Origin of the sequence: Streptomyces sp. NPDC007162 (genome assembly GCF_040634175.1) — a bacterium.
In the GTDB taxonomy this organism is placed as follows: domain Bacteria; phylum Actinomycetota; class Actinomycetes; order Streptomycetales; family Streptomycetaceae; genus Streptomyces.
Genome location: NZ_JBEYFC010000130.1, coordinates 1 through 20,348 on the forward strand (window position 1 = coordinate 1; position 20,348 = coordinate 20,348).

Annotated in this window: 18 protein-coding genes and 2 pseudogenes; 14 read left to right on the top strand and 6 right to left on the bottom strand. The window is 72.7% G+C overall.

The features are described from left to right. The first annotated feature begins 42 nt into the window (after window positions 1-42). From ABZ646_RS17810 to mug, 4 genes are all read left to right on the top strand, one after another. Window positions 43-771, top strand: coding sequence for an SGNH/GDSL hydrolase family protein (locus tag ABZ646_RS17810; RefSeq protein ID WP_360519515.1), 729 nt, complete (start codon window positions 43-45; stop codon window positions 769-771). Window positions 772-781: 10 nt separating this feature from the next. Beyond that, complete coding sequence (locus ABZ646_RS17815) at window positions 782-1,126, top strand: DUF4326 domain-containing protein (RefSeq protein WP_360519466.1); 345 nt, start codon at window positions 782-784, stop codon at window positions 1,124-1,126. Window positions 1,127-1,200: 74 nt separating this feature from the next. After that, window positions 1,201-2,646, top strand: a complete 1,446-nt coding sequence (gene purB, locus ABZ646_RS17820) for an adenylosuccinate lyase (RefSeq protein WP_360519469.1) — start codon at window positions 1,201-1,203, stop codon at window positions 2,644-2,646. A gap of 65 nt (window positions 2,647-2,711) precedes the next feature. Then, entirely contained in the window at window positions 2,712-3,200 is a 489-nt protein-coding gene (gene mug / locus ABZ646_RS17825) for a G/U mismatch-specific DNA glycosylase (protein ID WP_360519472.1), read from the top strand. Here the strand turns inward: mug and ABZ646_RS17830 are convergent. Then, window positions 3,197-5,572 carry an Orn/Lys/Arg decarboxylase N-terminal domain-containing protein gene (locus tag ABZ646_RS17830; protein ID WP_360519475.1) on the bottom strand — a complete coding sequence of 792 codons (2,376 nt, stop codon included), beginning with the start codon at window positions 5,570-5,572 and terminating at the stop codon, window positions 3,197-3,199. The genes mug and ABZ646_RS17830 overlap by 4 nt on opposite strands. Before the next feature lie 133 nt (window positions 5,573-5,705). On the opposite strand from ABZ646_RS17830, the pseudogene ABZ646_RS17835 reads away from it, so the two are divergent. Then, a pseudogene (locus ABZ646_RS17835) lies at window positions 5,706-5,907 on the top strand (helix-turn-helix transcriptional regulator); the annotation flags it as partial. Between the two features lie 101 nt (window positions 5,908-6,008). Next, window positions 6,009-7,166 (top strand): ROK family transcriptional regulator, encoded by a 1,158-nt coding sequence (locus ABZ646_RS17840; protein ID WP_360519478.1) that lies wholly within the window; start codon window positions 6,009-6,011, stop codon window positions 7,164-7,166. A 90-nt stretch (window positions 7,167-7,256) separates the two neighbouring features. On the opposite strand, the gene ABZ646_RS17845 is transcribed toward ABZ646_RS17840, so the two are convergent. Together ABZ646_RS17845 and ABZ646_RS17850 are read right to left on the bottom strand one after the other, a co-directional pair. After that, complete coding sequence (locus ABZ646_RS17845; RefSeq protein ID WP_360519481.1) at window positions 7,257-8,018, bottom strand: GntR family transcriptional regulator; 762 nt, start codon at window positions 8,016-8,018, stop codon at window positions 7,257-7,259. A 240-nt stretch (window positions 8,019-8,258) separates the two neighbouring features. Beyond that, on the bottom strand, window positions 8,259-9,143 hold the full coding sequence (locus ABZ646_RS17850) for an RNA polymerase sigma-70 factor (RefSeq protein WP_360519484.1): 885 nt from the start codon (window positions 9,141-9,143) through the stop codon (window positions 8,259-8,261). A gap of 288 nt (window positions 9,144-9,431) precedes the next feature. Here ABZ646_RS17850 and ABZ646_RS17855 point away from each other — a divergent pair, with 288 nt between their 5' ends. The 3 genes from ABZ646_RS17855 (at window position 9,432) to ABZ646_RS17865 (ending at window position 14,008) form a co-directional block, all read left to right on the top strand. Further along, a complete protein-coding gene (locus tag ABZ646_RS17855; RefSeq protein ID WP_360519487.1) occupies window positions 9,432-10,262 on the top strand; it encodes an alpha/beta hydrolase in 831 nt (276 codons plus the stop codon). A 402-nt stretch (window positions 10,263-10,664) separates the two neighbouring features. Then, the gene (locus tag ABZ646_RS17860) at window positions 10,665-12,245 is read left to right on the top strand and encodes an alkaline phosphatase D family protein (protein WP_360519490.1); all 1,581 of its coding nucleotides are present in this window, start codon (window positions 10,665-10,667) and stop codon (window positions 12,243-12,245) included. A gap of 374 nt (window positions 12,246-12,619) precedes the next feature. Then, window positions 12,620-14,008, top strand: coding sequence for a GNAT family N-acetyltransferase (locus ABZ646_RS17865; RefSeq protein WP_360519493.1), 1,389 nt, complete (start codon window positions 12,620-12,622; stop codon window positions 14,006-14,008). A 69-nt stretch (window positions 14,009-14,077) separates the two neighbouring features. Here ABZ646_RS17865 and ABZ646_RS17870 read toward each other — a convergent pair whose 3' ends face one another. After that, entirely contained in the window at window positions 14,078-15,286 is a 1,209-nt protein-coding gene (locus ABZ646_RS17870; protein ID WP_360519496.1) for a PLP-dependent transferase, read from the bottom strand. A 59-nt stretch (window positions 15,287-15,345) separates the two neighbouring features. Between ABZ646_RS17870 and ABZ646_RS17875 the strand changes: the two genes are divergently transcribed. From ABZ646_RS17875 to ABZ646_RS17890, 4 genes and pseudogenes are all read left to right on the top strand, one after another. After that, the gene (locus tag ABZ646_RS17875; protein WP_360519499.1) at window positions 15,346-15,837 is read left to right on the top strand and encodes an Lrp/AsnC family transcriptional regulator; all 492 of its coding nucleotides are present in this window, start codon (window positions 15,346-15,348) and stop codon (window positions 15,835-15,837) included. Window positions 15,838-15,869: 32 nt separating this feature from the next. After that, entirely contained in the window at window positions 15,870-17,558 is a 1,689-nt protein-coding gene (locus ABZ646_RS17880; protein WP_360519502.1) for a DUF885 domain-containing protein, read from the top strand. Between the two features lie 171 nt (window positions 17,559-17,729). Then, entirely contained in the window at window positions 17,730-18,407 is a 678-nt protein-coding gene (locus tag ABZ646_RS17885) for a hypothetical protein (RefSeq protein WP_360519505.1), read from the top strand. A 37-nt stretch (window positions 18,408-18,444) separates the two neighbouring features. After that, window positions 18,445-18,597: pseudogene (locus ABZ646_RS17890) on the top strand (cytochrome P450); the annotation flags it as partial. A gap of 14 nt (window positions 18,598-18,611) precedes the next feature. Here ABZ646_RS17890 and ABZ646_RS17895 read toward each other — a convergent pair. Together ABZ646_RS17895 and ABZ646_RS17900 are read right to left on the bottom strand one after the other, a co-directional pair. Beyond that, window positions 18,612-19,127 (bottom strand): immunity 21 family protein, encoded by a 516-nt coding sequence (locus ABZ646_RS17895; protein ID WP_360519509.1) that lies wholly within the window; start codon window positions 19,125-19,127, stop codon window positions 18,612-18,614. A 47-nt stretch (window positions 19,128-19,174) separates the two neighbouring features. Then, a complete protein-coding gene (locus tag ABZ646_RS17900) occupies window positions 19,175-19,660 on the bottom strand; it encodes a rhodanese-like domain-containing protein (protein ID WP_360519518.1) in 486 nt (161 codons plus the stop codon). 136 nt (window positions 19,661-19,796) lie between these two features. On the opposite strand from ABZ646_RS17900, the gene ABZ646_RS17905 reads away from it, so the two are divergent. Next, window positions 19,797-20,243: an Lrp/AsnC family transcriptional regulator gene (locus ABZ646_RS17905; protein WP_360519512.1), complete on the top strand. Its 447-nt coding sequence runs from the start codon at window positions 19,797-19,799 to the stop codon at window positions 20,241-20,243. Window positions 20,244-20,348: the final 105 nt, after the last annotated feature.

Sequence of the window (20,348 nt, forward strand, 5' to 3'; positions counted from 1 at the left end):
GTCCGCCGCGATCACCGGCACGGTGAACCGTCCGTCGATGCGCTGGGCCGCCCGCACCTCGTGGGCGAAGCCCCGCTTGATCGGGGGAGCCGCCGGGCCGATGTGCTCGCCAACCGGATGGCCGCCCGGAACCCCGGCTTCCGCTACGCCAACCTCGCCGTGCGCGGCAAGCTGATCGGGCAGATCGTCGCCGAGCAGGTGGACGTGGCGGTCGCGATGCGGCCCGACGTGATCACCCTGGTCGGCGGCCTCAACGACACGCTCCGCCCCAAGTGCGACATGGGCCGGGTCCGGGATCTGCTCACCGAGGCGGTGGAGCGGCTGGCGCCGGCCTGCGAACAGCTGGTGCTGATGCGCAGCCCCGGCCGCCAGGGCCCGGTGCTCGAACGGTTCCGGCCGCGCATGGAGGAGCTGTTCGCCTGCGTGGACGAACTGGCCGAACGCAACGGCGCCCTCGTGGTCGACCTGTACGGTGCGCCCTCGCTGGCCGACCCCCGGCTGTGGGACGTGGACCGCCTGCACCTGACGGCCGAGGGGCACCGCAGGGTCGCCGAGGCGGTCTGGCAGACCCTCGGCTACGACCCCGAGGACACCGAGTGGCGCACCCCGATGCCGGCCTCCGCGCCGCCCGGCTGGGTCGCGCGCCGGGTCGCGGACGCCCGCTTCACCCGGCAGCACCTGCTGCCGTGGATAGGCCGCAGGCTCTCCGGCCGTTCCTCCGGTGACGGCCGCACGCCGAAGCGGCCGGAGCTGCTGCCGTACGAGGCGTAGCGTCGGTCCCGTGCGCACCCGGGTGATCAATGTCCGGGGCCGGATCCACGAGTTCGGCCCCCGGCTCCAGGACGCTCCCTCGGACGTCGTCTACGTCGGCCGCCGCTGGACCATGGGCGGCTGGGACCTGCCCGGCCATCCGCTCCGCAACCCCTTCGCCTACGACACCCCGAAGCGGAAGCGGGACGGCACCCGGGCCGAGGTGATGGCGATGTACCGGGCCTGTCTGCTGGAGCGGCCCGAACTGCTGGAACTGGTGGCCGAACTGCGCGGGAAGACGCTGGCGTGCTGGTGCGCGCCGGAGCGGTGCCACGCGGACGTGCTGGCGGAACTCGCCGACCTGCCCCGGCCGTGACGTGGCTCTCGTAGCTTCGCACGACCAGGACCGCGGCGCTGGCCTGCACGAATCGACCAGTAGAATCCGTACACGTGACCTCTGCCGCAGCCGCCAAGCCCCGCATCCCCAACGTCCTCGCCGGACGCTACGCCTCCGCCGAGCTCGCCACGCTCTGGTCGCCCGAGCAGAAGGTGAAGCTGGAGCGGCAGCTCTGGCTCGCCGTGCTGCGGGCCCAGAAGGACCTCGGCATCGAGGTGCCGGACGCGGCGATCGCCGACTACGAGCGGGTCCTCGACACCGTGGACCTGGCCTCGATCGCCGAGCGCGAGAAGGTCACCCGGCACGACGTGAAGGCGCGGATCGAGGAGTTCAACGACCTCGCCGGGCACGAGCACGTGCACAAGGGCATGACCTCCCGGGACCTCACCGAGAACGTCGAGCAGCTGCAGATCCGGCTCTCGCTCGAGCTGGTGCGCAACCGCACGGTGGCCGTTCTGGCGCGGCTGGGCAAGCTCGCCGGCGAGTACGCCGAACTGGTGATGGCCGGCCGCTCCCACAACGTCGCCGCGCAGGCCACCACCCTCGGCAAGCGCTTCGCGACCGCCGCCGACGAACTGCTCGTGGCGTACGGCCGGGTCGAGGAACTGCTCGGCCGCTACCCACTGCGCGGCATCAAGGGCCCGGTCGGTACCGCCCAGGACATGCTGGACCTGCTCGGCGGGGACGCGGCGAAGCTGGCGGAGCTGGAGGACCGGATCGCCCGGCACCTGGGCTTCTCGCAGGCGTTCACCTCGGTCGGCCAGGTCTACCCGCGTTCCCTCGACTACGAGGTCGTGACCGCGCTGGTGCAGCTGGCGGCGGCCCCCTCCTCGCTGGCGAAGACGATCCGGCTGATGGCCGGGCACGAGCTGGTCACCGAGGGCTTCAAGCCGGGCCAGGTCGGCTCCTCCGCGATGCCCCACAAGATGAACACGCGGTCCTGCGAGCGCGTCAACGGCCTGATGGTGATCCTGCGCGGCTACGCCTCGATGACCGGCGAGCTGGCGGGCGACCAGTGGAACGAGGGCGACGTGTCCTGCTCGGTGGTGCGCCGGGTGGCCCTGCCGGACGCCTTCTTCGCGCTCGACGGCCTCCTGGAGACCTTCCTGACGGTCCTCGACGAGTTCGGGGCGTTCCCCGCCGTCATCGCGCGCGAGCTGGACCGCTACCTCCCGTTCCTCGCCACCACCAAGGTCCTGATGGGCGCGGTGCGGGCGGGGGTCGGTCGCGAGGTCGCCCACGAGGCGATCAAGGAGAACGCGGTCGCCACCGCACTCGCGATGCGCGAGCAGGGCGCCGAGCGCAACGACCTGCTCGACAAGCTGGCCGCCGACGAACGGCTGCCGCTCGACCGTGAGCAGCTGGCGGCCCTGATGGCGGACCAGCTGTCCTTCACCGGCGCGGCAGCCGCCCAGGTCGGTGTCGTCGTCGGCCGCATCGAGGAGATCGTCAAGCAGCACCCCGAGGCCGCGGGTTACGCCCCCGGAGCGATCCTCTGACCGGCCGCTCCCCCCGCTTCACGGCGGCGGAGCTGGAGGCCGCCCGCGACCGGCTCGTCCCGGACGTGCTCGCGGACGGTCTCCGTGTGCTGTTCTGCGGCATCAACCCGGGCCTGATGACGGCGGCCACCGGCCACCACTTCGCCCGTCCCGGCAACCGCTTCTGGCCGGTGCTGCACCTTTCCGGTTTCACCCCGCGGCTGCTGAAGCCCGCGGAACAGGGTGAGCTGCTGTCGTACGGGCTCGGCATCACGAACGTGGTGGCGCGGGCCACCGCGCGGGCCGACGAGCTGACGGCCGAGGAGTACGTCGCGGGCGGGCAGTTGCTGACGGCGAAGGTGGCGCGAACCCGCCCGCGCTGGCTGGCGGTGGTGGGCGTCACGGCCTACCGTGCGGCCTTCGCCGACCGCGGGGCCCGGGTGGGCCCGCAGGAGCGGACCATCGGGGACACACGCGTGTGGGTGCTGCCGAACCCCAGCGGGCTGAACGCCCACTGGACGGCGGCGACGATGGCGGAGGAGTTCGCGCGCCTGCGGGAGACGGCACAGCACTAGGACTCGTCGGCCGACAGGCACTCGATCAGGTAGTCGCCCGTGTCCTCGTCCAGGGTGACGCCGTGGGTCTCGCTGCGGAAGCCGGGGAAACGGCGGTCGAAGGACTCCAGGGCGGTGAGATAGCGCAGCAGCGGACCGTCGGGGGCGCCGGTCGACTCGCCGGGCATCAGGACCGGGATGCCGGGCGGGGTGACCGTCACCATGGCGGCGGCCACCCGGCCCGCCGCGTCCGAGATCCGGACCCGCTCGGTGCCGCCGCGCACCAGCCGCTCGTAACAGTGCCGCGGTGCCGCGACGGGCTGCGGAAGCCGCTGGAACGCCGTGTCCAGCAGCTCCACCAGCCGCACCGAGCGCAGTTGCTCGTGCATCTCCTGGCACAGCCCGCGCAGGGTCAGGCCCGCGTACCGGCGGGAGTGCGCGGCGGCGACCTCGGGCAGGACGCGCTCCAAGGGGGCCTCGGCGTCGTAGAGGGCCTTGAAATCGGTCAGGGCGTCCAGCAGGGTGCCCCACTTGCCCTTGGTGATGCCCATGGAGAACAGGATCAGCGTGGTGTAGCTGTCGGTCTTCTCCACCACGATCTTCCGGGTGGCCAGATAGGCGGTGAGCACCCGCGCCGGGATGCCCTCCTCGGCCATCTCACCGGTGGCGTCGATCCCCGGACAGGTCAGCGTGACCTTCACCGGGTCCAGCATGCAGTGCCCTTCGGTCAGCCCGGGGAAGCCGTGCCAGTCGGCGCCGGGCTCCAGCAGCCAGCAGGACTGGTCGGTGCGCAGCAACTCCGGCGGTGTCTGTTCGAACGGCAGACGTTCACCGGTCGCCGGGTCGGTGACCGTGTCCGGCTGCCACACCCCGAAGAACCACGGCGGACGGTCCCCGGCACTCTCGATCCGCCGACGCAGACGCACCATCTCCTGGCGGAAGCGGATCGCCTCGGTCACCGCCTCGTCGATCAGCCACTCGCCCTGCGGGCCGTCCATCATGGCGGTCGCCACGTCGAGCGAGGCGATCATCGGGTAGAGGGGCGAGGTGGTGCCGTGCATCATCAGCGCCTCGTTGAACCGGTCGTGCTCCACCGGCGCCCGCGGCGCCGGCCGCACATGCACCATGGCGCTCTGCGACAGCGCCGCCAGCAGTTTGTGCGTGGACTGGGTGGCGAACACGGTGGGCCGGTCCGGGCCGGGGAAGGACTCCTCGTCCACCGACATGCCGTACCGGCCGGCGTAGAGCGGGTGGAAGCGGGCGTACGCGAACCACGCCTCGTCGAAGTGCAGCCGGGGCGTGCTGGCGGCGAACGCGCGGGCGGTGGGTACGGCGTCGTAACTGAGACCGTCGTACGTGGAGTTGGTGAACACCGCGTACTGCGGGTGCGGGGACACGGCGCCCTCGGTGAGCGGGTGCGCGGCGATCCGGGCGGCCACCGCGTCCGCGGCGATCTCGGCCGGGGGCAGCGGTCCCGCCAGGCCGTAGCCGTTGCGGGTGGGGACCAGGAAGACCGGCCGGGCGCCCGAGACGACCAGGCCGTGCAGGACGGACTTGTGGCAGTTGCGGTCGACCAACGCGATCTCGTCGCGGGTGACGCTGAAATGACCGACCAGGCGATTGCACGTAGAGTCGCCGTGCAGCACGAAGTAGGTGAGGTCGGAGCCGAACACCCGGGCCGCGTTGCGCTCCGCCTCACCGATCGGGCCGGTGTGCTCGAACAGCGAGCCCAGTTCCTCGACCGAGATCGACAGGTCGCTGCGCAGCAGCCGCTCGCCGAAGTAGTCGTGGAAGGCGCGTCCCGCGGGCGACTTGAGAAAGGCGACACCGCCGGAGTGGGCCGGTGTGTGCCAGGAGTACTCGTGCGCGTCGTCGAAGCGGCGCAACGCCCGGAAGAACGGCGGCAGTACGGACTCCCGGTAGGCGCGGGCGGCGGCGGTGACACGACCCGCGATGAAACCGGGGGTGTCCTCCAGCGGCCAGACGTAGCCCACGACCGACTCGGACACCCACAGCGGCAGGTCCCAAGCCTGGTCGTCGGCCATCACCAGGAAGACCGGCAGGTCCCGGTACCGACGGCTGATCCGGCGCAGCACGGCGCCGCCCGGGGTTCCGTCGAGGGCGCTGCCCGGCCGGGCGGGCGCGCCGTACGGCGCCGCGAGCGCGGTGCCGGGTCCGTCACCGGCGACCCCCGGAAGGTTCCAGGCCACCAGCGCCGCCGTCAGACCGGCCTCGGTGCGCAGCACCGCGTCCGCGTCCTGGGCGGTCACCGCCCAGCGGACTTCGAAGCCGCCCGCCTCGATCGCGTCCCGGATCTTCCGTAACTGCTCGGGCGCGGCGCCCTCGCTCCGCGGATGTTCCGGCACCGCGACCAGGATCCGGCTGTCAACCATGTGTTCCCACCCTCCACAGCGGCGCCCCCGGCCGCCCCGCGAACCAGTGTCCCGACGACACACCGCACAGTCCCCGGACCGAACCGGCAAACCACCCCCACGACGGAACCCACCAGCCGACCGTTGACCTCCCGCGGGGTTGACCGAGCGGGAGAGCGAGGTGCTGCGGCTCGTGGCGCAGGGGCTGGTCGACGCCGAGATCGCGGGGCACCTGTTCATGGGGGGCGACACCGATCAAGTCGCATGTGGGGGCCGTGCCGGCGAAGCTCGGGGTGCGGGACCGTACTCAGGCGGTGATCTCGGCGTACGGGTCGGGGTTCGTCGCGCCCCGGTGAGGGCCGGTCTTTCACAGGCCGGGGGCGCCGGGCACTCGCCGGGGGCTGCGGCGGGGAAGTACGATCCGGCCAACACGCGGAGCTAGCTGGGAGGACGGACGTTGGCGGGGCTGACCGGCGGTGATCCGTCTCTGTTGCGAAGGATCAATTCCGCGGTGGTGCTGCACGCGCTGCGGGCCACGGACTGCGCGACGCTCACGGAGGTCACCCGGGTGACCGGGCTGTCCCGGCCGACGGTGGAGGGCGTGGTCGAGGGGTTGATCGAAGCCGGTCTGGTCGTGGAGAAGGCCGCCGAGGAGGGTGCCGCACGGCGGCAGGGGCGGCCCGCCAGGCGGTTCCGGTTCCGGGCCGAGGCGGGTCATCTGCTGGGCCTGGAGATCGGCCCGCACCGCGTCGCGGCGCTCCTCGCCGACCTGGACGGCCGGGTGCTGGGTGCCCAGGCCAAGGACGTCGACGAGACGGCCGACGCGGACGAGCGCCTGGAGCGGCTGCGCACCGCCGTTGCGGAGTTGCTGCGCCGGGCCGGGGTGCCGCGCAGTTCGCTGCGCGCCGTCGGGGTCGGCACGCCGGGGATCGTCGAGGCGGACGGCAGGGTGCGGCTGGGCACCGCGCTGCCCGAGTGGACGGGGCTGCGGCTCGGCGAGCGGCTGAGCCGGTCCTTCAAGTGCCCGGTCCTGGTCGAGAACGACGCCAACGCGGCGGCCGTGGCCGAGCACTGGAAGGGCGCCGCCACCGAGTCCGACGACGTGGTGATGGTGCTGGCCGGGCTCAGTCCCGGCGCCGGTTCGCTGATCGGCGGGCGGCTGCACCGCGGTTACGGCGGTGCGGCCGGGGAGATCGGGGCCCTGCATCTGCTGGGCCGGGAGGTGACCCCGGAGACGCTGCTGTCGACCACGGACGAACCGCTGCATCCTCTGGACGAGCAGGCGGTCGCCGAGGTGTTCGCGCTGGCCCGGGAGGGGGACGCGCGGGCGCGGGCCGCCGTCGACCGGTTCATCCAGCGGCTGGTCCATGACGTGGCCGCGCTGGTGCTGGCGCTCGACCCGGAGCTGGTGGTGATCGGCGGCTGGGCGGCGGGGCTCGACGGCGTCCTGGAGCCGCTGCGCCGCGAACTCGCCCGCTACTGCCTGCGCCCGCCCAGGGTGGCCCTCTCCGTCCTCGGTGAAGCGGCGGTGGCGACCGGCGCGCTGCGGCTCGCCCTGGACCACGTGGAGGAACAGCTCTTCGCAGTCGACGGCACGGTCACCGCCCGACGCTGAACGTCAGGGGGACGGGGCAGGCGGGTCCCCTGGAACGCCTCGCGCCCCGGAAGGGTTCCGGGGCGCGACGGGTCGTTCCGGGAGCTGTTGCTAGGAGGCCTGGCGTTCGGGGCCGTGGTGGATCTCCACCCCGCCGGAGTCGCCGAAGGTGAGCCGGCAGGTGTCCGCGCGGTAGGTGGCGACGGACAGCGCGGCGGTACGGCCGGCCGCGAGGAAGCGGGTGGTGACGACCAGGACCGGGGCGCCGGGCAGGCGGTCGAGCTCCTTGGCGTCGTCCGCGCGGGCGGACCCGAGTTCCACGGCGCTGTCCCGGCCGTCCAGCTCCAGGTGCTGCAGCTCGCGCAGGACCGCACGCGCGCGTGCCGATCCGGCGGGCGCGTCGATCGCCGTCAGGTCCGGGACCGAGGGCGCCGGGACGTAGAGCAGCTCGGCGGCGACGGGCTGGCCGTGGGAGACACGGGAGCGCCGCACGATGTGCACGGGTTCGTCCGCGCCGCCGGCCAGGGCCGCCGCGACGGCGGCGGGCGGCACCGCGAGGGTGCAGTCGACGGGCTGCCAGGCATCGTCGGCGGCGCCCGGCCAGGCGGGCTGGTCGGTGCCCACCGCCACGCCCACGCGCGGTGGCGCGACGGTCGTACCGACGCCCCGGCGGCGCTGGAGGCGGCCTTCCAGTTCGAGCTGTTCGAGGGCCTGGCGCAGGGTGGCGCGGGCCACTCCGAAACGGGCGGCGAGGTCGCGCTCGTTGGGCAGGATCTCGCCGACCGAGAACTCCGAGTCGAGTGCCTCACTGAGCACGGTCCTGAGATGCCAGTACTTCGGTTCCGGCACCGTTTCCAGCTGCGTGGTCCCCACCCTGTCCTCCGCAATCGCCGTGGTCCGGCGGCGTTTTAGCGCCCTTGTTTATTAAAGGTTGTTGTACTTATCTGCGACCATAGGACGGCGCACACCCTTGGTCAATACCAATCCTCGATCCCTGGGCCAACGCACAGCGACGGCGCCGCGGAGCGTTCACGAGGCGTTCGCGCGGGACGGTTCCCGTGACATGCCGGCAAAGCTCCCGTCGCACTGCGGGGAGCCGCGTGGCACGTGGGTTCAGCCGAGCGGGACCGACCGCAGTTTGTCAGGGTTACGGATGATGTGCACGGCCCGGACCAGGCCGTCGGCGACGTCCAGCTGGACCACGCTGTCCGGCTTGTCCCCGGCCAGCAGGAGCACGGCCGGACCGCCGTTGACCTCGAGGAGGCGGAAGGACAGCCCCGCCCCCTCCTTGTGGGCCACGCCGACCACGAACCGGCTCACCTTTGCGGGGGTGACGATGACACGCAGCGCCGCCGTCGCCTTGCCGCCGCCGTCGCTCACCAGGCGGACGTCCGGCGCCAGCAGGGACATCAGCCCCTCCAGGTCGCCCTCGGCCGCGGCGGCGAGGAACCGTTCGGTCAGGTCCCGGCGCTGCGCCGGGTCGACCTCGTAGCGCGGCCGGCGCTCGTCGACGTGGCGCCGGGCGCGTCCGGCGAGCTGGCGCACGGCGGCCTCGCCCCGGTCGAGCATGGCGGCGATCTCGGCGTGCGGGTAGCCGAAGGCCTCGCGCAGGACGAACACGGCGCGTTCCAGGGGCGACAGCGATTCGAGGACGACGAGGACGGCGAGCGAGACGGAGTCGGCCAGTTCGGCGCGGTCCGCGGCGTCGGGCGCGGTGCTGCCGAAGTCGGTGACGTACGGCTCGGGCAGCCAGGGGCCGACATAGGTCTCGCCGCGCGCCCGGATCTGGCGGAGCCGGTCGATGGCGAGCCGGGTGGTGATGCGCACCAGGTAGCCGCGCGGTTCGCGGACCTCGCCGCGGTCGCCGCCGGACCAGCGCAGCCAGGCGTCCTGGACCACGTCCTCCGCGTCGGCCACCCGTCCGAGCATGCGGTAGGCGACCCCCATGAGCACAGGCCGGTGTTCCTCGAAGACGTCGGTGCGGGTGTCGGTGGTCACGGCCCCCATCCCATCCGACACGTTCGCGCCTGTCCAGGTGGAATCGGACCGTCCGGCGGGCGCCCCGCCCAGAATGACCCCAGGGCATGGATGACCGGCGGCCGGCGCCGCACACCGACCACCGACCACCGACCGCGAAGGCGCGACACACCCCACCGGGGACTACCCGCCGGTAGGAATTGCTGACAAGCTGTCTACGGAGTTCACCGAAGGCACCGCCCCGGAGTCCACCGAAGCCGTGTCGCCGGAGTCGACGAAGCCGCCAGCCCCGCCAGACGAGGAGCCTCCATGTCCGCCACCGTCTCCTTCAAGGTCGCGACCCCGCACGGTCAGCAGGACGTGACCGTGTCCTACGCGCGCGCGGGCCGCGGTGAACCCCTGGTCCTGATCCACGGCATAGGGCATCACCGGCAGGCCTGGGACCCGGTGGTGGACATTCTCGCGACCGAGCGGGACGTGATCGCCGTGGATCTGCCCGGCTTCGGCGCCTCCCCCGGCCTGCCCGACGGCCTCACCTACGATCTGCCGACGACCAACGCGGTGCTGGGCGCCCTGTTCGAGGCGCTGGAGCTGGACCGGCCCCATGTGGCGGGCAACTCGCTCGGCGGGCTGCTGGCGCTGGAACTGGGCCGCGAGAAGCTCGTACGGTCCGTCACCGCGCTCTCCCCCGCCGGGTTCTGGTCGCACGGCGAGCGGCGCTACGCCTTCGGGGTGCTCATCGCCATGCGGCGGATCGCGGAGCGCCTGCCGCTGCCGGTCGTCGAACGGCTGTCCCGGACGGCCGCCGGGCGGACGGCCCTGACGAGCACCATCTACGCCCGTCCGACGCGCCGTCCACCCGAGGCCGTGGTCGCGGAGACACTCGCCCTCGCACGGGCCACCGGGTTCGCCGACACCCTGCGGGCGGGTTCCGCGGTCCAGTTCACCGACGACATCCCCGGCGTCCCGGTGACGGTGGGCTGGGGCACCCGGGACCTGCTCCTGGTGCGGCGCCAGGGCGTCCGCGCCAAGCAGATCATCCCCAAGGCCCGGCTGATCCGGCTGCCCGGCTGCGGCCACTGCCCGATGAACGACGACCCCGCGCTGGTCGCCCGGGTCATCCTGGACGGCAGCCGCTGACGGACCGCCACCGCGGAACAGCCAGCCCCTCCGCGGGAGGGGCCGACACCGCAGAACAGCCAGACCCCCGCGGATCGAGCCGCCGCTTCGGACCAGCCGCCCCGCGGAACAGGCCCACCGCCTCGAAACAGCCCACCGCCTCGAACCAGCCCGCCACCGCGGCACGGGCAACCGCCTCCAACCAGCCCGCCGTCGGCCGCGCGCGGACCTCGATGTCGGTCACCCCTCGATCGACCAGGGGGTGTCCGCACGGGTGGGCGGGCGGCCGGTTGCGGCGGCGGTCCCCCGACGGGTGCCGTCCCGGGCCCGGTCAGTGTTCACCCGCGGTTTCCGTGTGCGCTGCGGCGCACCAGTAGTTGTGGCTGTGCACATTGGCCGGATCCCGTCCTGGAGGCCCTTTCCATGTCCCTTTCGCTCCCCGGCCGTCGCAGCGTGCTGCGCGGCTCCCTCGCCGCGTCGGCGGCTCTGACCCTGCCCACCGCGCTCGGTTCGGCGCCGGCGTTCGCACTGTCCGGGCGGCCCCGCGCCGACTGGGGCGTGCAGGCGGGCGACGTGACGGCCGACTCCGGTCTGGTGTGGGTCCGTTCGGACCGGCCGGCCCGCATGATCGTGGAGACCTCGCCCACCGAGTCGTTCCGGGGCGCCCGCAGGTGGCACGGCCCGCTGCTCGGCGCGGGCAGCGACTTCACCGGCACCACCCGCCTGCACGGCCTGCCGTCCGGCGAGCAGATCCACTACCGCGTGCTGCTCGCCGACCCCGACGACCCGCGCCGCACCGGCGAGCCGGTCACCGGCACCTTCCGTACCGCGTCCACACGCCGTCGCCAGGGCGTGCGGTTCGTGTGGTCCGGCGACCTGGCCGGGCAGGGCTGGGGCATCAACGAGTCCATCGGCGGCTACCGCATCTTCGACGCGATGGCGAAGCTGGACCCCGACTTCTTCCTGTGCAGCGGTGACAACATCTACGCCGACGGCATGATCCCGGCGACGCAGGCGCTGCCCGACGGCAGCCTCTACCGCAACATCACCAGCGAGGCGAAGTCGCACGTCGCGATCACCCTGGACGACTTCCGCGGCAACTTCCGCTACAACCTGCTCGACCAGGCGCTGCGCCGGTTCAACGCCCAGGTGCCGAACGTCATCCAGTGGGACGACCACGAGGTCCGCAACAACTGGTACCCGGGCGAGGTCATCGGCACCGGCACCCCCTACCCGGCCGGCACCAGGCTGAACGACATGGCGGCGCGCTCGCGGCAGGCGTTCTCCGAGTACTTCCCGATCTCCACGATCAGCGGCCGCCCCGACGGCCGGATCTACCGGGTCCACCACCACGGCCCGCTCCTCGACGTCTTCGTGCTGGACATGCGGACCTACCGCGACGCCAACTCGCCCGACGACCAGACGACCGATCCGCAGGGCATCCTCGGCGCCGAGCAGCTGGAGTGGCTGAAGCGGGAGCTGTCCCGGTCCCGGGCGGTGTGGAAGGTCATCGCCGCCGACATGCCGCTCGGCCTGGTCGTGCCCGACCCGGTCGAGGGCAGGCCGAACTTCGAGGCCGTCGCCCAGGGCGATCCGGGCGCCCCGCTCGGCCGTGAACTGCAGATCGCGGAGCTGCTGCGGTACATCAAGCACCGCAGGATCACCGGCACGGTGTGGCTGACGGCCGACGTCCACCACACCTCGGCCCAGCACTACGACCCGTCGCGGGCCGCGTTCAAGGACTTCGCCCCGTTCTGGGAGTTCGTCTCGGGCCCGCTGAACGCCGGCGCCTTCCCGGCCAGCGCACTGGACGGCACGTTCGGCCCCGACCGGGTGTTCGTCAAGGCGCCGACCGCCTCGAACGTGTCACCCGCCGAGGGGTACCAGTTCTTCGGCGAGGTCGACATCGACGGCGACTCCGGCGAGCTGACGGTGCGCCTGCGCGAGCACGACGGCGCGGTGCTGTTCACCCGGACGCTGCAGCCGGGCCGGGTCGGCCAGTAACTCCCGTAGGCTCTTCGCAGGGCCGCGCTCCGGCGTCATCCCCCGGTGCGCGGCCCTGCCGCTTTCTCGGCAGGGTGTTGCGCCACGGCTTCTCGCGGGTCCGCGGATCCCGGTCGAATCGGGTGAGGTACGGGAACTCCTGCGGGGCACCTCCGGCTCGGCGCGCGGGCTCGGGGAGCTGCTCTCGATCGCCGCCGAGTGCGCCGAGCGGACCGGTGGCCGCCTGAGCGGTAGTGAAAGTATCAACAAAAGGAACATAAGCGTGCTTTACCGATCGGTCACAGAGCGTTCGCGATCACGCAACACCCTTCCTTCACAGTGGCTGCATGAATCGAGACATGTCTGATGTGACACGCGCGAGGAACGGACGCCCCGTGCACCACTGGCGACGGGACGTCGTCGAACTGGCCGCGCTGTTCACGGCGGTGGCGGTCGCGGACGGAGTGGCCAACCTGGTGGGGCACGGGCCCGGCGGTCCGGCGCTGCTGGTCATCTCGGCGCTGGTGCTGGCGGCGACCGCGGGCTTCCACGTCTGGTGGGCGAGGCGCCCAGGTCACGCACCGCCGGTGACGGATACCGATACCGGCGCCCGGCCGGCCGTCGACGCGACGGGACAGGCCGGGCCCGGTGCGCAGGCCCCGGCGACCGGGGAAGCGCCCGCCACGCTCTGGCGGTTGCGCACCACGGTGCGGGACGAACCCGGTTCGCTGGCCGCGCTGTGCACCGCGCTCGCCGCGCACCGGGTGGACATCCTGAGCCTGCAGACGCATCCGCTGGCCGACGGCACGGTGGACGAGTTCCTGCTGCGGGGCCCCGGTGAGCTGACCGCGGGTGAGATCACCCGGGCACTGGCGCTGGCCGGGGGCACGGACACCTGGATCGAGCGGGCCGACACGCACGATCTGGTGGACGCCCCGACCCGGGTGCTGGGTCTGGCCACCCGCACCGCGTTGGACGCGGCGGAACTTCCGCTGGCACTCCGGCAGTTGTTGGGACGGTGCACGATCCGTTCGCTCCCCGCCCATCCGGTGGGCGGGGCCCGGCGCCCCGAGACGGTTCCCGTCGAGGGCGCGCTGGAGGACACCGTGATGCGGCTGCGTGCGCCGGAAGGCGGAGTGATCACCGTGGAGCGGCCGTATCTGCCCTTCACACCCACCGAGTTCGCGCGGGCGCGGGCGCTGGTGGAGCTGGACGCCCGGCTCGGACCGCGGATCCCGCACGGCCAGGACGTGCTCACGCTGCCCGCGGGCAACGCGATCACCGTGCGCCGGGCCGACACGGGTGACCTGGAGGCGGCCAGGGCGATGCACGAGCGTTGCTCGGCGCGGACCCTGGGACTGCGGTACCACGGACCCGTCGGGGACGCGGACCGCTATCTGAACCACCTCCTCAGCCCGCGGTTCGGCCGGACGCTGGCCGTGTCGACCGCGTCGGGCCGCATCGTGGGACTCGGGCACCTGCTGTGGGACGGGGACGAGACGGAGGTGGCGCTGCTCGTCGAGGACGACTGGCAGCGGCGGGGCATCGGCGGGGAGTTGCTGAGCCGGCTGGTGGGGATGGCGGTCGAGGCGGGCTGCGAGAGCGTGTACGCGGTGACGCAGGCGTCCAACACCGGGATGGTGGCGGCGATGCGGGCGCTGGGACTGCCGCTCGACTACCAGATCGAGGAGGGGACGCTGGTCATCACCGCTCGGCTGGACGCGGTGGGGGTCGCGGGGTGGCTCTCCGGTGCGGGCGAGACGGGGAGGACCGAAGCGCCGTAGGGGTCGGGGACCGCCGTCCCGCCCCCAGCGTTCGGCTGGGGGCCACCCCCCGCCGCCCCTGACGGCGCGCTACCGCCGTCCCAGTGCCCGGTCCAGGTCGGACCACAGGTCGTCCACGTCCTCCAGGCCCACCGACAGGCGCAGCAGTCCGTCGCTCACCCCGGCCTCGCGCCGGTCGCCCGTGGCCACGATGCGGTGACTGATCGACGCCGGGTGCTGGATGAGGGTGTCCACGCTGCCCAGGCTGACGGCCGGGGTGATCAGCCGTACCCGGGAGACGACCTCGTGGGGGTCGCCGTGCACCTCGAACGCGATCATCGCGCCGCCGAGCCGCGGGTAGTGGACGCGGGCCACCCGGGGGTCGGCGGTGAGCCGACGGGCGAGTTCGGCGGCGTTGGCGGAGGCGGCGCGGACCCGTACCGGGAGGGTGGACAGGCCGCGCAGCAGCAGATAGCCGGCCAGCGGGTGCAGCACGCCTCCGGTCGCGAACCGTGTCTTCCGCAGCTGCCCGGCGAACTCCTCGTCGCAGGCGACCACCCCGGCCAGCACGTCTCCGTGACCACCGAGGTACTTGGTCGCGCTGTGCAGCACCAGCCGTGCGCCCAGTTCGGCGGGGCGTTGCAGGACGGGGGTGGCGAAGGTGTTGTCGGCGAGCAGCGGGACCGTGCCGCAGGCGTGGGCGACGGCGCGCAGGTCCAGTTCGGCCAGCGTCGGGTTGGCCGGGGACTCGACCAGGACCAGGCCGGTGTCGGGACGCAGCGCGTCGGTGATGCCGGCCGGGTCGGTCCAGGTGACCTCGGTGCCGAGGAGACCGGCGGTGAGGAGGTGGTCGCTGCAACCGTACAGGGGCCGTACGGCGACGACATGGCGCAGGCCCGTGGAGGCGCGGGCGAGCAGGACGGCGGACAGGGCGGCCATGCCGCTGGCGAAGGCCACCGCGGATGCGGTGCCTTCGAGGCGGGCCAGGGCGGTCTCGAAGCGGGCGACCGTCGGATTGCCCAGGCGCCCGTAGACCGGGGGCCCGGCGGGGTCCGCGCCGTCGGTGGCGAAGGCGTCGATGCGGGCGGCCTCGGCACGGCTGTCGTACGACGGGTAGGTGGTGGACAGGTCGATCGGCGGGGCGTGCAACCCCTGTCGGGCGAGGTCGTCGCGGCCGGCGTGCACCGCCTCGGTGGCCAGGGCGCGCCGGGCGCGGGTGGGGCCGCCGTGCCGGGACGCCGGCTGGTCGTGCGTGCCTGCTGTGTCCCTGCCTGCCGTGTCCCTGCTTGCTGTGTCCATGGCGGAAGGGTGAACAGCAGGCGGGCCGGTCGTTCCGAGCGCCGTGCTACGTTCGGCACATGGCCGATTCCGTCGTACTGGATCCGGTGGACCTGCATCTGCTGCGGCTGCTTCAGAACGACGCCCGGAGCACCTACCGCGATCTCGCCGCCCAGGTGGGCGTGGCGCCGTCGACCTGCCTGGACCGGGTGGCGCGGCTGCGCCGCTCGGGGGTGATCCTCGGGCACCGGCTCGAACTCGATCCGGCCAAACTCGGGCGCGGTCTCGAAGCGCTGCTCTCGGTGCAGGTCAGGCCGCACCGGCGGGAGTTGGTGGGCCCGTTCGTGGAGCGGATCCGGGCGCTGCCGGAGTCGCGGACGGTGTTCCATCTGACCGGTCCCGACGACTACCTGGTCCAGGTCGCCGTGGCGGACATGGCGGACCTGCAGCGGCTGGTCCTGGACGAGTTCACGTCCCGTCGCGAGGTGGCCCGGGTGGAGACCCGGCTGATCTTCCAGCGGTGGGACTGCGGACCGCTGCTTCCGCCTACGCCGTCAGCTCAAACCCGGTGACGCCCGGCGGCCGTCGTACGAGGATGGACCGCATGTCACAGACGAACAGCCCGCTGCCCCGTCAGGTCGCCGACACCTTCGTCGACGAGCTCATCGCCCTCGATCCGATCACCGGTACCTTCCTCGGCGTGAAGGAGAGTTCGGGCCGGCTGCCCGACACCTCGCCGGCCGGTGACGAAGCGCTCGCCCAGCTCCAGCGCGCCACGCTCGCCAGGCTCGACGAGGCCGAGCGGCAGCCCGGCGCGGACAGTGACATCGAGCGTCGTTGCGCCCGTCTGCTGCGGGAACGGCTCACCGCGTCCCTCGCCGTGCACGAGGCGGACGAGAGCCTGCGTTCCGTCAGCAACCTGAGCTCGATCGCGCACTCGGTGCGCGGGGTGTTCAGCGTGACGCCCGTCGCCACCGAGGAGGACTGGGCGGCGGTCGCCGAGCGGCTGCGCGCGGTGCCGACGGCGCTGGAAGGGTATCGGCAGTGCCTCGAACTGGGCCTGGACCGGAAGCTGTACGGCGGGCCGCGGGCCACCGCCACCTTCGTCGGACAGCTCGGCGAGTGGGCCGACACGGGGGACGGCAGGGGCTGGTTCGAGCAGTTCGCGGCAGCCGGACCCGAGGCGCTGCGCGCCGAGCTGGACGCGGCGGCCCGGACCGCCACCGGGGCGGTCGTGGCGCTGCGCGACTGGATGCGGGACGTGTACGCGCCGGCGGTCGAGGGCGCGCCGGACGTGGTGGGCCGCGAGCGGTACGCCCGCTGGGTCCGCTACTTCAACGGCACGGACCTCGATCTGGACGAGGCGTACGCGTACGGCTGGTCCGAGTACCACCGGCTGCTCGGCGAGATGAAGACCGAGGCGGAGAAGATCCTGCCCGGCGCGGCCACGCCCTGGGAGGCGCTGGCGCACCTGGACGAGCACGGCACGCACATCGAGGGCGTCGACGAGGTGCGCGACTGGCTGCAGTCCGTGATGGACGAGGCCATCGAGAAGCTGGACGGCACCCACTTCGACCTGGCCGAGCGGGTCCGACGGGTGGAGTCCCGGATCGCGCCGCCCGGCAGCGCGGCGGCGCCGTACTACACGCCCCCGTCGGACGACTTCTCCCGCCCCGGGATCACCTGGCTGCCGACGATGGGCCAGACCCGGTTCCCCGTCTACGACCTGGTCTCGACCTGGTACCACGAGGGTGTGCCCGGCCACCACCTCCAGCTGGCGCAGTGGAAGCACATCGCCGAGAACCTCTCCCGCTACCAGGCGAGCGTCGGCATGGTCAGCGCCAACGCCGAGGGCTGGGCGCTGTACGCGGAGCGGCTGATGGACGAGCTGGGCTTCCTCACCGACCCGGAGCGCCGGCTCGGCTACCTGGACGCCCAGATGATGCGCGCTGCGCGGGTCATCATCGACATCGGCATGCACCTGGAGCTGACGATCCCGGACGACTCCCCCTTCCATCCCGGGGAACGCTGGACTCCCGACCTGGCGCAGGAGTTCTTCGCCGCGCACAGCAGCCGCCCCGCGGACTTCGTGGTGAGCGAGCTGACCCGCTACCTGTCGATGCCGGGCCAGGCCATCGGCTACAAGCTGGGCGAGCGGGCCTGGCTGCTGGGCCGGGAGAAGGCCCGGGAGCGGCAGGGCGACGCCTTCGACCTGAAGGCCTGGCACATGGCGGCCCTGTCCCAGGGTTCGCTGGGCCTGGACGACCTGGTGGAAGAGCTGTCCCGGCTCTGACGGACCGCGGCGGCCCGGCCCGCGTGCCGGCCGGGCCGCCCACCGCGGGAAGCCGACGTGAGGACGCGCCGGGGGGAGGTGTCTGCCGTTCGGGGGTGTTCCGGTGGCGGTGGTCCGGCATACCCGGCTTGCTGGTGCCGGGGGCCACCGGACACAGGAAGCGAGCCGCGCATGCAGATCTCCGAGCCCCGACGGCAGCCGTTGGAGACCCCCCGGTCGGCGGGTGTGGCCGGGATCGTCTTCGCGCTGCTGCTCGCCGCCGCCATGGTGCTGATCCGGATGGGTATCCCGCAGGGTGCCGACGCGGTCGTGGCCCAGCGGCCGGATCCGGCCCAGCGCAGCGCCGTGCACGCGGCCCTCCTGCTGGTGCCGTTCGCGGGCATCTGCTTCCTGTGGTTCGCCGGCGCGGTACGCGCCCATGTAGGCGAGGGCGAGGACCGGTTCCTGGCCACCGTCTTCCTCGGCAGCGGGCTGGTCTTCACGGCCACCATGTTCGGCGCAGCGGCGGCGGCCACGGCGGTGTTCGACACCGCGCATCCGGCGGGCACCTCACCCTCCAGGCCCGTCTGGGACTTCGGTCAGCATCTGGCGTACACGCTGATGACCGGGTACGCGATGCGGATGGCGGCCGTCTTCACCTGTTCCACCTCGGTGATCGGGCACCGGCTGGGCATCCTGCCCCGCTGGCTCACGGTGCTGGGCGTGCTGGCCACCGTGGTGCTGCTGTTCGTGTCGTTCGCCGTGCCATGGTCCGAGCTGGTGTTCCCGGCCTGGTCGCTGCTGATCAGCGTGTACATCGTCGCGGAGAGCTTCCGCCGGTCCACGGGCTCCCGTGCCGGAGTGCGGTGAGGCGGCGGTCCGACGCCGGGACGACGGACCGGCGGTAGAGGGTTCGCGGATCCGGCTGGTCCTGGGCGCGGGCAACCGGGACCCGCACCGGTTCACGGACCCCGACCGCTTCGACCCGGGCCGCCGGGACATCCAGCACCTCGGCTTCGGCAGCGGCATCCCCAGCTGCCTCGGAGCCCCGCCGGCCCGACGGCTCGACACCGGTCAGTCGGTTACCTTGCGCAACTGCACGAGTCCCAGCCAGGTTTCGGGACCAGGTCTGGTGTAGGCGGCGCGCACCACGTAGGTGCCGGGCTCCAGCGGGACGCGCAGGTGCTCGCCGCCCTCGGCCTCGCCACCCGGCCAGGCGGAGTCGAACAGGACGACGGGGCCGGGGACCCGCCAGTGCAGTTCCTTCTCCCAGACGGCGGTGTCCAGCGCGGCCGGGACCTGGGCCAGGAGTTCGTCCTCGGAGTTGGCGGCGGACCACCGTACGAAGGTGCCGTGGTCCGGCAGGAAGGACGTCGAGGCGGGCTCGTCGCCGAGGACCAGGGCGGCGCTGTCCCCGACCGGGAGCAGTCCGACGAAGCCGTCGACCTCGCAGGCACGGTCGTAATCGGTGGCCAGATCCTCGCTGTCCGCTCCGGCCCAGAACGGCAGGACCGTCTCCGGGACCGCCACGAGCGGACCGCCGCCCGACTCCACCCACTCCACCACGCCTGGATCCGCATAACGAGTCATGGGCCGAACCTACACTTACAGCGACCGCGCAGGTTCGCCTTCGGGAATCAGCAACCGCAGTCGCCGTGCTGGGCGGGCGCGGTGAGCGGGTCCGGCATCCGGCGTTCGCGCCCCTGCCAGGTCTCGAACTCGAAGCCCTCACGCACCCAGTACTCGAAGCCGCCGAGCATCTCCTTGACCCGGTAGCCGAGTTCGGACAGGGCAAGGGCGGCACGGGTGGCGCCGTTGCAGCCGGGACCCCAGCAGTACGTCACCACGGGCACGTCCCGGTCGAGGAGCCGGTCGGCCTGCTCGGGGATGAGCGCGGTGGGCAGGTGGACGGCGCCCGGGATGTGGCCCTGGTCCCAGGAGGCGGTGGAGCGGGAGTCGAGCACGACGAAGCCGGGGTCGCCGTCGGCGCCGAGGGCTGCGGCCACGTCGGAGACGTCGGCGTGCCGGGCGAGGCTCGCCCGGAAGTGGGCGGCGGCGTCGGCGGGGGCGGCCGGGGCGACGCGCAGCACGGGGTTGGGGGCGGTGGCGTATGTCTCGGTCATGTCGGGCCTTTCCCTGCGGTCGCCGGTGCGGCGGATCTCCATGACCGGAAATCTACGGCCGGTGACCGGCCGCCCTGAAGGTGTGATCCCCGGCCCGGACCTTGTCCGGCCGGGGAATCCTTGGTATTCATCCGCCATGACCGCGTTTTCCCCGGACGCCACCGACTGGCGCATCCTCGACATCCTCCAGCGCGAGGGCCGGGCCGGCTTCGCCGAACTGGCGCGTGCCGTCGCGATGTCCCCGAGCGCGGTGACCGAACGCGTGCGCCGCCTCGAGGAGGCGGGCGTGATCCGTGGCTACGCGGCGGTGGTGGACCCGGAGCGCCTCGGCCTGCCGATCCTCGCCTTCGTCCGCCTCCGCTACCCCAACGGCAACTACAAGCCGTTCCACGACCTGGTCGACGCCACCCCCGAGATCCTGGAGGCCCACCACGTCACGGGGGACGACTGCTTCGTCATCAAGGTCACCGCCCGCTCGATGCGCCACCTGGAGGAGATCTCCGGAAAAATCGGCACCCTGGGCTCGGTGACGACGAGCGTCGTCTACTCCTCGCCGCTGCCCCGCCGCGCGATCGGCACCTAGTGCCGCGGCACTAGTCTTCTGAGTCAGGAATTCTGTTCAGATAACTGGCGAGGCGTTCGAGGATCTCGTCCGCCGTCTTCGTCCAGACGTAGGGCTTCGGGTCGG

What these genes read in the sequence shown, in the direction of transcription:
- ABZ646_RS17830 (WP_360519475.1), bottom strand. Translation starts at nt 5,572, where the DNA reads ATGGTTGACAGCCGGATCCTGGTCGCGGTGCCGGAACATCCGCGGAGC.
- ABZ646_RS17855 (WP_360519487.1), top strand. Translation starts at nt 9,432, where the DNA reads ATGTCCGCCACCGTCTCCTTCAAGGTCGCGACCCCGCACGGTCAGCAG.
- ABZ646_RS17860 (WP_360519490.1), top strand. Translation starts at nt 10,665, where the DNA reads ATGTCCCTTTCGCTCCCCGGCCGTCGCAGCGTGCTGCGCGGCTCCCTC.
- ABZ646_RS17870 (WP_360519496.1), bottom strand. Translation starts at nt 15,286, where the DNA reads ATGGACACAGCAAGCAGGGACACGGCAGGCAGGGACACAGCAGGCACG.
- ABZ646_RS17875 (WP_360519499.1), top strand. Translation starts at nt 15,346, where the DNA reads ATGGCCGATTCCGTCGTACTGGATCCGGTGGACCTGCATCTGCTGCGG.
- ABZ646_RS17880 (WP_360519502.1), top strand. Translation starts at nt 15,870, where the DNA reads ATGTCACAGACGAACAGCCCGCTGCCCCGTCAGGTCGCCGACACCTTC.
- ABZ646_RS17885 (WP_360519505.1), top strand. Translation starts at nt 17,730, where the DNA reads ATGCAGATCTCCGAGCCCCGACGGCAGCCGTTGGAGACCCCCCGGTCG.
- ABZ646_RS17895 (WP_360519509.1), bottom strand. Translation starts at nt 19,127, where the DNA reads ATGACTCGTTATGCGGATCCAGGCGTGGTGGAGTGGGTGGAGTCGGGC.
- ABZ646_RS17900 (WP_360519518.1), bottom strand. Translation starts at nt 19,660, where the DNA reads ATGACCGAGACATACGCCACCGCCCCCAACCCCGTGCTGCGCGTCGCC.
- ABZ646_RS17905 (WP_360519512.1), top strand. Translation starts at nt 19,797, where the DNA reads ATGACCGCGTTTTCCCCGGACGCCACCGACTGGCGCATCCTCGACATC.